Genomic DNA, 14,052 nt, shown 5'->3' on the forward strand with positions numbered 1-14,052 from the left:
TCCGTGGTCGGAGACACCTGAGCTGATCGCCTCGCCCGCTGAGCCCGGAGCGCAGCCGAGCAAGCGAGGGCCTTACCCCGCAAGGTGGGGTAAGGCCCTCGCCACTGTTTCTGACAGCGAGTCAGGAGAATCGCCAGGGAACTTATCGCCGCTGCGCGATCCGTCCTGAGCGACCCCTCAGCTGACGGCGGCAGACAGCACGTCGGCCGTGTCCTTCCAGAAGCGGAAGAGCACGGCCGACGGCCCACAGACGGCCCAGGCGAGCGGAAACCCGCTCTGACCTGCGGCGTTCTTAAATGTCGAAGTACATCTCGAACTCGTGCGGGTGCGGCCGGAGCTGCATCGGCGCGATCTCGTTCGTCCGCTTGTAGTCGATCCAGGTCTCGATCAGGTCGGCCGTGAAGACGCCGCCCGCCTGCAGGTACTCGTTGTCCGCCTCGAGGGCGTCCAGCACTGCCGGGAGGGAGGTCGGGACCTGCGGGACGCCCGCGTGCTCCTCCGGAGCCAGCTCGTAGAGGTCCTTGTCGATCGGCTCGGCCGGCTCGATCTTGTTCTTCACGCCGTCCAGGCCGGCCAGCAGCAGCGCCGAGAAGGCGAGGTACGGGTTGCTGGACGGGTCCGGGGCGCGGAACTCGACGCGCTTGGCCTTCGGGTTCGAGCCCGTGATCGGGATACGCATCGCGGCGGAGCGGTTGCGCTGCGAGTACACCATGTTCACCGGGGCCTCGAAGCCCGGCACCAGGCGGTGGTAGGAGTTCACCGTCGGGTTGGTGAAGGCCAGCAGCGACGGGGCGTGCTTGAGGATGCCGCCGATGTAGTAGCGCGCGGTGTCCGAGAGGCCCGCGTAGCCCGTCTCGTCGTAGAACAGCGGGTCACCGCCGGCCCACAGCGACTGGTGGACGTGCATGCCCGAGCCGTTGTCGCCGAAGATCGGCTTCGGCATGAAGGTCGCGGTCTTGCCGTTGCGCCAGGCGACGTTCTTCACGATGTACTTGAAGAGCATCAGGTCGTCGGCCGCGGCGAGCAGCGTGTTGAACTTGTAGTTGATCTCGGCCTGGCCGGCGGTGCCGACCTCGTGGTGCTGGCGCTCGACCTGGATGCCGGAACGGTTCAGCTCCAGGGAGATCTCGGCGCGCAGGTCGGCGAAGTGGTCGACCGGCGGGGCCGGGAAGTAGCCGCCCTTGTAGCGGACCTTGTAGCCACGGTTGTCCTCGACGGCGCCGGTGTTCCAGGCGCCGGCCTCGGAGTCGATGTGGTAGAAGGACTCGTTCGCGGCGGTGCTGAAGCGCACGCTGTCGAAGACGTAGAACTCCGCCTCCGGACCGAAGTACGCGGTGTCCGCGATACCGGACGCGGCCAGGTAGGCCTCGGCCTTCTTCGCGATGTTCCGCGGGTCACGGCTGTACTGCTCGCCCGTGATCGGGTCGTGGATGAAGAAGTTGATGTTCAGCGTCTTGTCACGGCGGAACGGGTCCACGCGGGCCGTCGACAGGTCCGGTACGAGCGCCATGTCGGACTCGTGAATGGCCTGGAAGCCGCGAATGGACGAGCCGTCGAACATCAGCTGTTCGAGCGGGTCGAACGCCTCTGCCGGCACCGTGAAGTGCTGCATCACGCCGGGCAGGTCGCAGAAGCGGACGTCTACGAACTTGACGTCCTCATCCGCGATGAACTTCTTCGCATCGTCGGCGTTCTGGAACATCCAACTCCTCCTTGCCCGCCGCCGGGCAGGGGCGGGATTGCTTCGGTCGCGTTGGCCAGTGCGGTGGCACGCTGGCCCCGACCATAGGTTTCCGGGATTTCCCGAGCATGACCCAATTGTTTCGCCGAGGTTAACCGGTCGACGGTACGCAGCGCCTCCGCTGGTGAACCGGTCACCCCGCCCGTACAGCCCATGAAACACCCGACGGGCCGATTTGTGCTGCCGCCCCGCGCGGCTGGGAACGTATGCCGTCCCAGTACCGTGTACGGGTGGACAACAGGCAAGCAATCGGATCCTGGCTCTCCGGGCCCCGCGCGGCGGCCGAGGAGATGGGTGTCGACTTCGGCCACCGGGGCAAGCGGTTCGGACTGCCGGAGAGCGGACCCGGCTCGATCGCGCCCCCCGGACGGCGCTTCGGAGCCCTCTTCGTCGACTGGGCGCTGTGCGTCCTGATCGGCTACGGGCTCTTCGCCCAAGGCGACCTCCGGGCGGCGAGCGACTGGGCCCTGCTGGTCTTTCTCGGTCTGAGCGTGCTGACCGTCGGTACGGTCGGCTGGACGCCCGGCAAGCGGCTGCTCGGACTCCGGGTGATCTCCGTGGACGGCACGCGGATCTCGCTGCCGTACGCCGTGCTCCGCTCGGTGCTCCTGCTCCTCGTGATCCCGGCGCTCGTCTGGGACCGCGACGGCCGCGGCCTGCACGACCGCGTGGCCCGCGCCGTACAGGTACGGATCTGAGCCGTACAGGTACGGATCTGAGCAGTGCCGGACATACCGGCGCCATGGCGAGGGCCGATGGCGAACGATCGTCGGAACGACTGGCGGAACGATCGGCGCAATGACGGTGACATGACGAAGGGCGGCCCGGAATCTCGTTCCGGGCCGCCCTCCGCCTACGTCCTGCCCTCCGTCTTGCCTGCTGAGCCTGCGCGCAGGCTCAGCGCATCTTGCCGCCCCGGGGCATCCGCATGCCCTTCGGCATCGGCCCCTTCGGCAGCGGCATATTGCTCATCAGGTCGCCCAGCGCACGCAGCCGGTCCGTCACGACCGTGACCTGGGAGCCCGGGAGCACCCGCGGCAGCTTCTGCAGGGTGGTGCGCAGCTTCTTCAGCGGCACCTGGCCCTCGCCGTCGCCCACGATCACGTCGTGCACCGGCACGTCCACGACGATGCGCGCCATCTTCTTCTTCTCGGCGGCCAGCAGGCCCTTGAGCCGGTTCGGGTTGCCCTCGGCCACCAGAACGATGCCTGCCTTGCCCACGGCCCGGTGGATCACGTCCTGGTTGCGGTTCATCGCCACCGCGGGCGTGACCGACCAGCCGCGACCGACGTTCTCCAGTACTGCGGCCGCCGCTCCCGGCTGGCCCTCCATCTGCCCGAAGGCCGCCCGCTCGGCACGTCGCCCGAAGATGATCGCCATCGCGAGGAAGGCCAGCAAGAAGCCCAGGATCCCCAGGTAGAGCGGGTGCCCGAGCGCGAAGCCGATCGCGAGGACGGCACCGAAGGTGACAATTCCCACAGCCGCGACGACAAGGCCGACCTTCGAGTCGACTCGCTTGGTCATCTGGTAGGTCAGGGCGATCTGCTTCAGTCGCCCGGGGTTCTCGGATGTTTCCTTCCTCGCCATGCCGCAGAGTTTACGTGGCGTGCGGAGCCCCGGTCGCCACGGCCTCCAGTACGTGCTGGGCCTCGCGCCGGTCCTTGGCGCGACGGCGGTCCTCGAGGACCGCCGTCCAGGCATTACGGCGGGCGGTGCGCTGGCCACCGCGCATCAGTACTTCCTCGACGGCGCGCAGAGCATCGGTGACGGACGGGATGGCGGTGGCGCGTACGGGCGCGGCCTGCATGGGTTCGGTCCCCTCGGAGCGGGCGGGCGGGAACGGGAGCGCGCGGTGGGTGGGCGCGCGGCGGTGCGTGAGTACGTGATTCCTGAGGGTAACCCCCAGGGTCCCACCATCGTCACTGGTGGGTGTTACCAGGACGTGACCAGTCGGTCAAACACCAATGAAACCCATGCGCGGCCGGTTCACACCTTGACGCGGTCCGAACGCGGTACCCGCGTATCGCCCGCCCCCGCGGACCGCGCGCCTGCGTCCGCATGCCTGTGTCTCCGCATACCGGGACTCGGACATGCGGGAGCCCGGCATGCCAGGACCCGCGGACGTGCGCACGTCCGCGGGTCCGTACTTCCTTACTTCCTTGCGCGGTACACGCCTTGCCGCCGTGCCGCGTCAGACGGTCCGGGAGGCCGCCACCGCGTCGCGCCGCTCGCTCGCCTGCCGGAACAGACGGCCCGCGCGGTACGAGGAGCGGACCAGCGGCCCGGACATCACGCCGGAGTAGCCGATCTCCTCGGCCTCCTCCTGCAGCTCCACGAACTCGGCCGGCTTCACCCAGCGCTCGACGGGGTGGTGCCGGACCGACGGCCGCAGGTACTGCGTGATCGTGATCAGCTCGCAGCCCGCGTCGTGCAGGTCGTGCAGCGCCTGGCTGATCTCCTCGCGCTCCTCGCCCATCCCCAGGATCAGATTGGACTTGGTGATCAGACCGGCCTCGCGGGCCCTGGTGATGACCTCGAGCGAGCGCTCGTAGCGGAAGCCCGGGCGGATCCGCTTGAAGATCCGCGGCACCGTCTCGACGTTGTGCGCGAGCACCTCGGGCCGGGCGGAGAAGACCTCGGCGAGCTGCTCGGGCTCGGCGTTGAAGTCGGGGATCAGCAGCTCGACCTTGGTTCGGCCCTCGGCGCGCTGCTCCGTCATCCCGTGGATCTGGCGCACGGTCTCCGCGTACAGCCAGGCGCCGCCGTCCTCCAGGTCGTCGCGCGCGACGCCGGTGATGGTGGCGTAGTTCAGATCCATGGTGACCACGGACTCGCCGACGCGGCGCGGCTCGTCCCGGTCCAGCGGCTCCGGCTTGCCCGTGTCGATCTGGCAGAAGTCGCACCGTCGGGTGCACTGGTCGCCACCGATGAGGAAGGTCGCCTCGCGGTCCTCCCAGCATTCGTAGATGTTCGGACAGCCGGCCTCCTGGCACACGGTGTGCAGGCCCTCGCTCTTCACGAGGCTCTGCATCTTGGTGTACTCGGGGCCCATCTTCGCCCGGGTCTTGATCCACTCGGGCTTGCGCTCGATGGGGGTCTGGCTGTTCCGGACCTCCAGGCGCAACATCTTGCGTCCGTCGGGTGCGACAGCGGACACGTCCGGCACTCCCCTTTGCTATCGCGGCATTCGATTCTTCGGCGGACACCAGGGTACGCCCGTTATTCGTACGGCCTTACGCCTGTGGCAACCCGTAGGGCCGGGGGCGCATTCCCGGCCTAGACGGCACGCGGCTTCGGCTCGGCCGCCTCCAGGACGCCGCGCAGGTGCTTCTCGACCACCGGAACGACTTCCTCCACGGAGACCTTCCGGCCCAGCTCGCCCGAGAGCGAGGCCACGCCCGCGTCGCGGATGCCGCACGGCACGATCCGGTCGAACCAGGTGTTGTCGGGGTCGCAGTTGAGCGCGAAGCCGTGCATGGTGACGCCCTTGGCGACGCGGATGCCGATGGCGGCGAGCTTGCGGTCCTCGCGGCGCTGGCCGGCGTTGGAGGGCGCGTAGTCCGGCCCGTTCAGCCGGGGGTCGAACTCCTCGTCCTCCAGCCGCGGGTCGAAGTCGAACGACAGGCCGCCCAGCAACGATCGCTGCTCGACCGGGTCGCCCAGCACCCAGACGCCGCTGCGGCCCTCGACCCGGGTGGTCCCCAGGCCGAATTCCGCACAGGTGAGAATCAGCGCCTCCTCGAGGCGGCGGACGTGTGCGACGACGTCCACCGGGCGCGGCAGCTTCAGGATCGGGTAGCCGACGAGCTGGCCCGGGCCATGCCAGGTGATCTTGCCGCCGCGGTCCACGTCCACGACGGGCGTCCCGTCCAGCGGGCGCTCGCTGACCTCTGTCCGCCGTCCCGCCGTGTACACCGGCGGGTGTTCCAGGAGCAGACAGGTGTCCGAGATCTCGTCCGCGAACCGGTCCGCGTGCACTCGGCGCTGCTCCTGCCAGGCTTCCTCGTACTCGACGGCGTCCGCCCCGAAGCCCAGGTGGACAAAGCGCAGCTCGTTCACGGCAGCTCCTCTTCGAACGTTCGTACAGGGTCCTGGCGTCCTGGCGCGTTGCGGCGTCCCGGCATCCATCGCGCCGAATGCCACTGTACGGCCGATGCTCGGGGGCCCAGAAGGCGGCTGTGGACGGGAGCGCGGGGAAGCGGCGGCCAACCGTCTGCTCACACGATCGGATGAATGCGCTGCGATGGCGGCGGGCCGGGTGGCGCGGGCCGTTACATTCACGCCGTTCCACGAGGGCGATCAGGGAGGCAGCAGGGTGCAGCTCGGCCCTGTCGCCCCCTCTGCTCCAGGGCATGGAAGTCAGGAGACCGCACAGCCGATGACGGATCGACCCCAGCAGCGCCCCAACCGTCAGCTTGCCGCGCTCATCGCAGAGGCCGGGTTCTCCAATGCCGGGCTCGCCCGGAGGGTCGACCAGCTCGGCCTGGAGCACGGCCTCGACCTGCGTTACGACAAGACCTCGGTGACCCGCTGGCTCCGCGGGCAGCAGCCGCGCGGTACGACCCCGGCACTGATCGCCGAGGTGTTCACCCGGCGCCTGGGACGCCGGCTGTCCGCGCAGGACCTCGGCCTGGACGCGTGCGCCCCGGTGTACGCGGGTCTGGAGTTCGCCGCCACGCCGGCCGAGGCGGTGGACATCGTCAGCGGGCTCTGGCGCAAGGACTCGGGCAGCCACGCCGAGCTGCGCAAGATCGCATTCACTCCCGCCGGGCTCGTGGTGCCCAGCCGGGACTGGCTGATCGGACGGCCGGACGACCAGGTCGCCCGCGGTGTCGACCCGGCAGGCGGCGCCGCCGAGCACGGCGCCCGGGTCCCCCAGCAGGGCCGGATGCCCGTGCCCCGGCAGCGGCCGAACGGCCACCCGGCGGGGCAGAAGGTCACGGCGGGCGACATCGCCGCGCTCCGCTCTGTGGGGGAGCTCTTCCGCACGCTCGACCAGACCTACGGCGGCGGGCACGCCCGGCAGGCGCTGGTGCGCTACCTGGAGCACGAGGCGGAGCCGATGCTGCGCGGGACGTACGGGGAGACGGCCGGGCGCCGGCTCTTCGGCGCTGTGGCCGAGCTGACCCGGCTGGCGGGCTGGACCTCGTACGACATCGCGGCGCACGGGCTCGCGCAGCGCTATTTCGTCCAGGCGCTGCGGCTGGCGCAGGCCGCGGGCGACCGGCCGTACGGCAGCTACGTGCTGGTGACCATGAGCAGACAGGCGGTGTACCTGGGTCACGGACGGGAGGCGGTGCAGCTCGCGCGGGTCGCTCAGCAGGGGATCGGCAGCGCGGCGCCGCCGATCGTGCAGTCACTGCTGCACGCGGTGGAGGCGCGCGGTCACGGCGTGCTCGGCGAGGCGCGCGCCTGCGCTGCGGCGCTCGCGCGGGTGGAACGGGCACTGGAGGCGGCGCGGCCGGGCGACGAGGTACCGCAGTGGGCGCGGTTCTTCGACGAGGCGCAGCTGGCGGACGAGCTGGGCCACTGCCACCACGACCTGCACCAGTACCGGGCCGCGGCCCAGCACGCGGAGCGCTCGCTCCAGCTGCGGGGCGCCGGGTTCGCGCGGAGCCGGGTGTTCTGCCGGGTGGTGCTGGCCTCGGCGCGGCTCGGGATGGGCGAGCTGGAGCAGGCGTGCGTGCTGGGCGCGGAGGCCGCGCAGCAGGCGTCGGAGATGCGGTCGGCGCGGGCGGTGGAGTACGTGCGCGAGTTCGAGCGGCGTCTGGAGCCGTACAAGGACGCGGCGGCTGTGCGCGGCTTCCGGGAGCGGGTGGCTTCGCTGGGCGTATGACCGGGGATGGCCGGCGCGCCCTGCTGGGACCTCGCTGACACGTAGCGCCGTCCGCCGCATGGCGGGGCCCGTGGCGTCCGGTGCTGCAGTTGCAAGGCGGAGAAGTGTCCTCGCAGTGGGCTCCTGGGAGTAGTGGGCTACTCGGACGTTTCGCCAACGCAGTTGGGGGCGCTCCCCCAGCTACCGATGGAGCCACCCGGCCGAAGGGTGGGCGAGTGGGTGCCAAGCCCCGCGGGTCAGGCGGGGATGTGGCACACAGGGCCTACTAGGCGGCCGCGGGCAGTGGCGGGGATTCTTCCGCCGGGCGCAGGCCGAAGTCGCGGAGCGCGGCGTGGGCCGCCCGGCGGCCGGAGGCGAGGGCGCCCGAGGCCGTGCTCGTGCCCCGGTGGTCGCCGCACACGTACAGCCCCGACAGCACTCGCACCGGCCGTCGCAGGTCGTGCGGGGCCGGCATCGTCGGGACGGCCTCCGGGTCGTGATGGGCGCCGAGCAGCTGCCAGTCCTCCGCGCAGGTGCCGTAGAGCTCGCCGAGCTGGGCGCGGGCCGTCTTGTCCAGGGCGGTCAGCGGTTCGGCCGCGGCGGGGCCGAGCACGGTCGAGGTGATGAGCACCCGGCCGGGCGGCGTACGCGAGGGGTCGGTCTCGCTGACGACAGCCGTATGAGAGACCGGACCGCGCCGGTCCGCGTCCAGTACGAGGCTGGGCTCGGCGAGCGGCGACTCGTCCGTGGTGTGGTGCAGCACGGTCACCGGGTGGAAGTCCGGCAGCCGGAGGCCCGGCAGGAGCTCGGAGGCGCCCCGTGCGCCCGTGGCCACCAGCACGGCACGGCAGGCGAGTTGGCCGTGCTCGGCGGTGTCCACGGTCGTGGTGGAGGCGGACACGGCGCGTACCCCGGTCCGTACGGTGCCCGGCGGCAGGGCAGCGGCGAGCAGCTCCGCCACCGTGCAGGCGCCGCCCGCCGGCAGGCTGAGCCGTCCACGGGCGAAGCCGTGCAGCGCGAGGTCGGCGCACCGGCTGGACGTCGTGAGATCCGGGTCGCTGAGCAGGGCCGTGAGAAGTGGCCGAAGGAAGCCGTCGACGGTGCGGGACGGCAGGCCCCTCTTCCCCAGTGCCTCTGCGGTGGCCAGTTCGGGCCGGACGAGGAGACGGTCGGCGGGAGCGGCGGCGAGGCGGCTCAAAAATGCCGAGACCCGGGCCTGGTCGAGCGCGCCGGAGAGGGGCGCACGGGCGGCGTGCGCAAGGGCGCGCGCCGCGGTGAGTGCGCCCCTTGCGCTCCGGGCCTCCGCGAAGCGCTGGCTGCGCGTGCCGGTGTGCACCAGAACGCCGGAGGAGAACGGACGGAGCGTCAGGCCGCTCAGGCCTGGTGTACGTCGCAGCTCGGGACAGGAAGTGCTGAGGAGCTGCGCGGTGCGGTCGAGCCGGAAGCCGTCCACCCGGTCGGTGGCCATCCGGCCCCCGACGTAAGGTGCCGTCTCCAGGACGGTGACACTTACTCCCGCCTCGGTCAGCTGGTGCGCCGCGGCGAGTCCCGCCAGTCCGGCACCCACCACGACGACGTCCGTCCGGTCTGTGCTGTGGAGTGCTGCGCTGCTGAGCACGTGCCCCTCCCCGAGGTCGGCTGTGTCCCGCGATGAGACCCTGCGGGTCGCTGGGGGGCTCATGCCCTCAACAAGCCCCGTGGATGCCCGAGTTCCGGACGAGCGTAGGAAGGAATTCGGTCGGGAACAGTCGCGCACCGCCAGGGCATGGGCGCACATCGGTCGCATGCCGATTCTCTGCCGATCGCAGCCCGGCACGGAGTCGGTCGGGCACCACTCTCCCGCACTCTCCCGCCGGTCGAGAACGGTCTTCTGCGGTCGGCGGCGGGGCCCCGGCCGGGCTCAGCGCAGAGCGTCCCGCAGGGCGTCGTCCACCGTCGGGAAAGCGAAGGAGAAGCCGGTGTCCAGCAGCCGCCGGGGCACGACGCGCTTGCTGCCGAGAACCTCCTCCGAGAAGTCCCTGAGGGCGAACCGCAGCGCGGGTGCCGGGACGGTGAGGACGGTCGGCCGGTGCAGTGCCCGCCCCATCGCCGCCGTCACCTCACGGTTCGTCGCGGGCTCCGGAGCCGTGCAGTTGACTGGCCCCGACAGCTCCTCCGTGTCCAGGATGTGCCGCAGCGCCGCGACCTCGTCGCGCAGGGCGATGAAACTCCAGTACTGGCGGCCGTCCCCGAGCCGGCCGCCGAGCCCCAGCTTGAAGAGCGGGAAGATCCGGCGCCCCCAGGCGCCGCCCTCGCCCGAGACGACCAGCCCGCTGCGGGCGAACACCGTTCGGATACCGGCCTCTTCGGCCGGAGCCGCCGCTTCCTCCCACGCCTGGCACAGCTCGGCGAGGAAGCCGTGGCCGGGAGGTGCGCTCTCGTCCACGATGCGATCCCCGGTATCGCCGTAGATCCCCACCGCACTGGCGCTCAGCAACACGCGCGGCGGGGAGTCGAGTGAGGCGACGGCCTCGGCGATCGCGGCCGTGCCCAGTACCCGGCTGTCCCGGAGCTTCTTCCGGTAGGCCTTCGTCCAGTAGCGGTCGCCGACCCCCGCCGCCGCCAGGTGAACCACCGCTTCGCAGCCTGCGATCCCGCCCGCGTCGACGCGCTGGAGCTCCGGGTCCCACTGGACCTCGTCCGCGGCCCGTGGCGGCCGCCGCACCAGCCGGATCACCTCGTGTCCGTCAGCGCGCAGGGAGCGCACGAGGGCCGTTCCGATGAGTCCGGTCGAGCCGGTGATCGCGATTCGCATGCACCACATCCTGCCCCGGCCGGTTCCCGCAATGCCGCAGCAGACCGGCCGGATGGCACAGTGTCAGCCATGTCCGCCTCGCACATACGTCCAGTCATCCGCCGTGCCGTCCGTGCCGACGACGCCGCGCTCGCCGAGCTGGACCGGCGTACCTGGTCGCCCCTGCACGCCGTACTGCCGGGGCCGCCCCTGGAGGGCGACCCCTTCTTCGACGCCGCGCATCTGCCCTCGCACTTCCTCGTCGCGGAGTACGAGGAGCGGCTCGCCGGATACCTGCGCCTGGTGACACCCACCCCGCTGCCCGCCAACGCGCACGTCCGGCAGATCCAGGGCCTGGCGGTGGACACCTGGGCCCGCGGCCGGGGCGTCGCACGAGCGCTGCTCAACGCGGCCTGCGAGGACGCGCGGCGGCAGGGGGCGGTCCGGATCACCTTGCGCGTGCTGGGGCACAACACTCCCGCCCGGCGGCTCTACGAGTCGGCGGGCTTCGTGGTGGAGGGCATCCTTCCGGAGGAGTTCCTGATAGCGGGGGAGTACGTGGACGACGTACTGATGGGCCGCCGCCTGACGGTCTGAGCCGGCGGGGCCGCCCGCGATGTGTGCGAGCACGGGAGCGGGTCGGGGCAGCGGCGTCGCCTGATGCGCGTCACCCGGTGGGAGGCCTCGTCCGTAGCGCCCGGCGCGTACGAGACGGGACCCCGTGGGCGCAGGGCCCTGCCTCCTCGTCGGACGGACGGATGGGCGGATGGGCGGGCGGTTGACTGACGGTCGGCGGGCCGGGCTACGGCCGGAAGGCGTCCCACAGCTTGGGGAAGCGCTGCGAGAGCGCCGCGTCGTCCTCGAAGTCCAGAGCCGTGCCCGCCGGCTCGCGCGGCGGCCGCGGCAGCCCCAGCTCCGGGGTCTCCTGCCCGGTCAGCTGCTCGTAGGCCTCGTCCGCCGCGTACCCCAGTTCCTCCGCGTCCCCGTCGACCTCCTCGTCGAAGTCGTCGAGCAGCTCGGCCAGGTCGTCCGGCTCGTGCAGCGCCCCCTCGAAGACCTCCCGGCCCTGCCCGATCAGCCAGCAGCGGAAGTTGTCGAAGGCGTCGTCGCTCGCGCCGCCCAGCAGCACCCAGGCGGCGCCCCACAGGTCCCAGCGGTATGCGCGGTTGAAGCGGGCCTCGAAGTGCCGGGCGAAGTCCAGCACGGCGTCCGGATCGTAGTTCAGCAGCCGTTCCACGAGCAGGTCGGCCTGGTCCTCCGGGTCGCCCTCGGCGGCCTCGCGGGTGCTGTCGACGATCTCCCAGAACTCCGTCTCGTCCATCACGGGACCAGCATCGGCCCTGGCACCCCGCCACGCACGCGGAGCGGCCCGGATGCGGCTGTGTCGTTACTCGCATCGGTCACCCGAGCCCCGAACGGGCCGTCGCGCCGTCACCCGCCGTGGCCGCCGCGCGCGGGCACAGGGCCTACAGCACACGGCATAACAGCCAGGAAGCATGACAGCGGATGTCAGGTATCGGTGTGAGGGTCGGTGTGTACCGATACCTCGGCACAGGGAGAGGACACACACGTGAGTGAGCTGGGCGCGCTGGCAGGCAAGGTCGCACTCGTCGCAGGAGCCACCCGGGGCGCCGGGCGCGCGATGGCCGTCGAGCTGGGAGTGGCGGGTGCGACGGTCTACGTCAGCGGCCGTACGACCCGCGAGAAGCGCAGCGAGGTCGGCCGGGCGGAGACCATCGAGGAGACCGGGGAGCTGGTCACCGCCGCCGGGCAACAGAGCGGCGGCCGGGGCATCGCCGTCCCCACAGACCACCTCGAGCCCGAGCAGGTACGGGCCCTCGTCGAGCGCATCGACCGCGACCACGGGCAGCTCGACATCCTGGTCAACGACGTCTGGGGCGGCGAGCACCTGGTCGTGTTCGGCAGCGAGTCCAGGATGTCGACATATCCCCTGGGCAAGGGGCTGCGCATGCTGCGGCTCGGCGTCGAGACCCACCTCGTCACCAGCCACTTCGCGCTGCCGCTGCTGACCCGCCGCCCCGGCGGGCTGGTCGTCGAAGTGACCGACGGCACCGCGGAGTTCAACCGCCGCTACCGCGACAACCTCTACTACGACCTCACCAAGAACGCCCCCATCCGGATGGCCTTCGGCCTCGGGGAGGAGCTGAAGGGGCTCGGCTGCACAGCGGTCTGCATCACCCCCGGATTCCTGCGCTCGGAGTTCATGCTCGACGAGTTCGGGGTCACCGAGGAGAACTGGCGCGAAGCGGTACGGCAGGTGCCGACCTTCTGCATCTCCGAGTCACCGGTCTACGTCGGCCGAGCCGTCGCCGCCCTCGCCGCCGACCCCGACGTGGCGCGCTGGAACGGCCAGTCGCTCTCCAGCGGGCAGCTCGCCCGGGTGTACGGATTCACGGACACCGATGGCACCCGCCCCGACGCCTGGCGCTATATCGAGGAGGTCGAATTCGGGGGCAAGGACGCGGGCGACTCCGCCTACCGCTGACCGCCCCCGGCCGGTCGACGCCCCTGCGCCTGCTGTCCCTGACCGCGCCCCTGACCCTGCCCGTGCCCGTAGAGGGCGGCGGACCGTACCGCGGCGGCGGCGAAGCGCTCCCGCAGCTCCGGTGGGTCCAGCACCTCCGCCTCCGGACCAGCGCCAGCAGCTGGCTGTACGCGACCTCGGGCGACTCCACGGGCAGGGTGACCGTCAAACCGTCCTGCCCGTCCGGCACCCCGGCGGCCACCGCCTCCCGCCCCGCCGTCCGGTCCGTCACGTACGGCAGTTGCCGCGCCCCGGCCTCGGAGAGCCGCAGTACCACCTCCTCCCTCAGGATGGAGCGCGCGAACTGCTCCGCGCGCTCGGCCCAGAAGCCCGGCAGGTCGAAGTCCTCATCCCGTACGAACCGCTCCGGGCCGGCTGAGACCGCTACGAACCGGTCCACCCGGTAGACGCGGAAACCCTCCCCCTGCCGGTCGTCACCCTGTCCCTGTCCCTGTCCCCGTCCTCGGCCGGTGGGATCCGGCACGGGGTACCCGCCGGCCGTCCCGGGCCCGGGACCCTCCGGGGGAATCGCCGCGCGATCCTCGACGGCCCGCGCCGCCAGATACCAGACCCCGGCCTTGAGCACGAGGCCGTACGGCTCCAGCTCCCGCGCCACTTCGGCGTCCCGGCGCACATAGCGGGCGGTGAGCCGACGGTCGTCCCACACGGCGTCGGCGACCGCCGGCAGCAGCTCCGGTGTCTCCGGCTCCTGCCACCAGCCCGGCGCGTCCAGATGGAATCGCTGTGCGGCGCCGGCCGGAGCCCCGCGCAGCTCCGGCAGCAGCGCCGCCGCCACCTTCAGACGGGCCGCCGAGCCCGCGTCCGCCAGCCCCATCTCGCGCAGCGCCGACGGGACGCCCGACAGGAAAAGCGCCTCCGCCTCCCTACGGCCCAGGCCGGTCAGCCGGGTGCGGTAGCCGCCGACGAGCCGGTAGCCACCGGCCCGCCCGCGGTCCGCGTACACCGGAACCCCGGCTTCCGACAGTGCGAGCACATCCCGTGCCACCGTGCGTTCCGACACCTCGAGCTGCTGCGCCAGCTCGGACCCGGTCATCGACGGCCGGGACTGGAGCAGCAGCACCATCTTGATCAGCCGGGCGGCACGCAAGACTCCTCCATCGTGAGAGTGGTGGTCGAGCGTACTTCCGCGCCCTCGCCCGAGGCGGGGCGGTGGCAGG

At 71.5% G+C, this 14,052-nt stretch carries 13 protein-coding genes; 4 read left to right on the plus strand and 9 right to left on the minus strand.

The annotated features are described in order from the left end of the window. Nucleotides 1–292 precede the first annotated feature (292 nt). Nucleotides 293–1,702: a type I glutamate--ammonia ligase gene (glnA, locus tag ABZW18_RS02205; RefSeq protein WP_356180783.1), complete on the minus strand. Its 1,410-nt coding sequence runs from the start codon at nucleotides 1,700–1,702 to the stop codon at nucleotides 293–295. Between the two features lie 269 nt (nucleotides 1,703–1,971). On the opposite strand from glnA, the gene ABZW18_RS02210 reads away from it, so the two are divergent. Then, entirely contained in the window at nucleotides 1,972–2,439 is a 468-nt protein-coding gene (locus tag ABZW18_RS02210) for an RDD family protein (protein ID WP_356180786.1), read from the plus strand. A 199-nt stretch (nucleotides 2,440–2,638) separates the two neighbouring features. Here ABZW18_RS02210 and ABZW18_RS02215 read toward each other — a convergent pair whose 3' ends face one another. The 4 genes from ABZW18_RS02215 to lipB all read right to left on the minus strand — a co-directional run bounded on the left by ABZW18_RS02215 (nucleotide 2,639) and on the right by lipB (nucleotide 5,800). After that, complete coding sequence (locus ABZW18_RS02215; protein WP_356180788.1) at nucleotides 2,639–3,328, minus strand: DUF4191 domain-containing protein; 690 nt, start codon at nucleotides 3,326–3,328, stop codon at nucleotides 2,639–2,641. Nucleotides 3,329–3,338: 10 nt separating this feature from the next. Continuing rightward, nucleotides 3,339–3,548, minus strand: coding sequence for a hypothetical protein (locus tag ABZW18_RS02220; RefSeq protein WP_356180790.1), 210 nt, complete (start codon nucleotides 3,546–3,548; stop codon nucleotides 3,339–3,341). Between the two features lie 384 nt (nucleotides 3,549–3,932). Next, nucleotides 3,933–4,898, minus strand: a complete 966-nt coding sequence (gene lipA, locus ABZW18_RS02225; RefSeq protein ID WP_356180793.1) for a lipoyl synthase — start codon at nucleotides 4,896–4,898, stop codon at nucleotides 3,933–3,935. A gap of 119 nt (nucleotides 4,899–5,017) precedes the next feature. Then, nucleotides 5,018–5,800, minus strand: coding sequence for a lipoyl(octanoyl) transferase LipB (lipB, locus tag ABZW18_RS02230; protein WP_356180796.1), 783 nt, complete (start codon nucleotides 5,798–5,800; stop codon nucleotides 5,018–5,020). 319 nt (nucleotides 5,801–6,119) lie between these two features. Between lipB and ABZW18_RS02235 the strand changes: the two genes are divergently transcribed. Next, a complete protein-coding gene (locus tag ABZW18_RS02235) occupies nucleotides 6,120–7,577 on the plus strand; it encodes a regulator (protein WP_356180798.1) in 1,458 nt (485 codons plus the stop codon). A gap of 265 nt (nucleotides 7,578–7,842) precedes the next feature. Here the strand turns inward: ABZW18_RS02235 and ABZW18_RS02240 are convergent, their stop codons facing one another. After that, nucleotides 7,843–9,174 carry an NAD(P)/FAD-dependent oxidoreductase gene (locus tag ABZW18_RS02240; RefSeq protein WP_356180800.1) on the minus strand — a complete coding sequence of 444 codons (1,332 nt, stop codon included), beginning with the start codon at nucleotides 9,172–9,174 and terminating at the stop codon, nucleotides 7,843–7,845. 282 nt (nucleotides 9,175–9,456) lie between these two features. Continuing rightward, nucleotides 9,457–10,359 carry a TIGR01777 family oxidoreductase gene (locus tag ABZW18_RS02245; RefSeq protein WP_356180803.1) on the minus strand — a complete coding sequence of 301 codons (903 nt, stop codon included), beginning with the start codon at nucleotides 10,357–10,359 and terminating at the stop codon, nucleotides 9,457–9,459. 60 nt (nucleotides 10,360–10,419) lie between these two features. Here ABZW18_RS02245 and ABZW18_RS02250 point away from each other — a divergent pair, with 60 nt between their 5' ends. Then, a complete protein-coding gene (locus ABZW18_RS02250) occupies nucleotides 10,420–10,926 on the plus strand; it encodes a GNAT family N-acetyltransferase (protein ID WP_356180806.1) in 507 nt (168 codons plus the stop codon). Nucleotides 10,927–11,131: 205 nt separating this feature from the next. Here ABZW18_RS02250 and ABZW18_RS02255 read toward each other — a convergent pair whose 3' ends face one another. Next, nucleotides 11,132–11,650 carry a DUF4240 domain-containing protein gene (locus tag ABZW18_RS02255; RefSeq protein ID WP_356181080.1) on the minus strand — a complete coding sequence of 173 codons (519 nt, stop codon included), beginning with the start codon at nucleotides 11,648–11,650 and terminating at the stop codon, nucleotides 11,132–11,134. A gap of 249 nt (nucleotides 11,651–11,899) precedes the next feature. On the opposite strand from ABZW18_RS02255, the gene ABZW18_RS02260 reads away from it, so the two are divergent. Beyond that, nucleotides 11,900–12,835 carry an SDR family oxidoreductase gene (locus ABZW18_RS02260; RefSeq protein WP_356180809.1) on the plus strand — a complete coding sequence of 312 codons (936 nt, stop codon included), beginning with the start codon at nucleotides 11,900–11,902 and terminating at the stop codon, nucleotides 12,833–12,835. Here ABZW18_RS02260 and ABZW18_RS02265 read toward each other — a convergent pair. After that, nucleotides 12,741–13,982: a WYL domain-containing protein gene (locus ABZW18_RS02265; protein ID WP_356180812.1), complete on the minus strand. Its 1,242-nt coding sequence runs from the start codon at nucleotides 13,980–13,982 to the stop codon at nucleotides 12,741–12,743. The genes ABZW18_RS02260 and ABZW18_RS02265 overlap by 95 nt on opposite strands. Between the last annotated feature and the right edge of the window lie 70 nt (nucleotides 13,983–14,052).

This window comes from Streptomyces sp. NPDC004647, from assembly GCF_040609575.1.
In the GTDB taxonomy this organism is placed as follows: Bacteria; Actinomycetota; Actinomycetes; order Streptomycetales; family Streptomycetaceae; genus Streptomyces.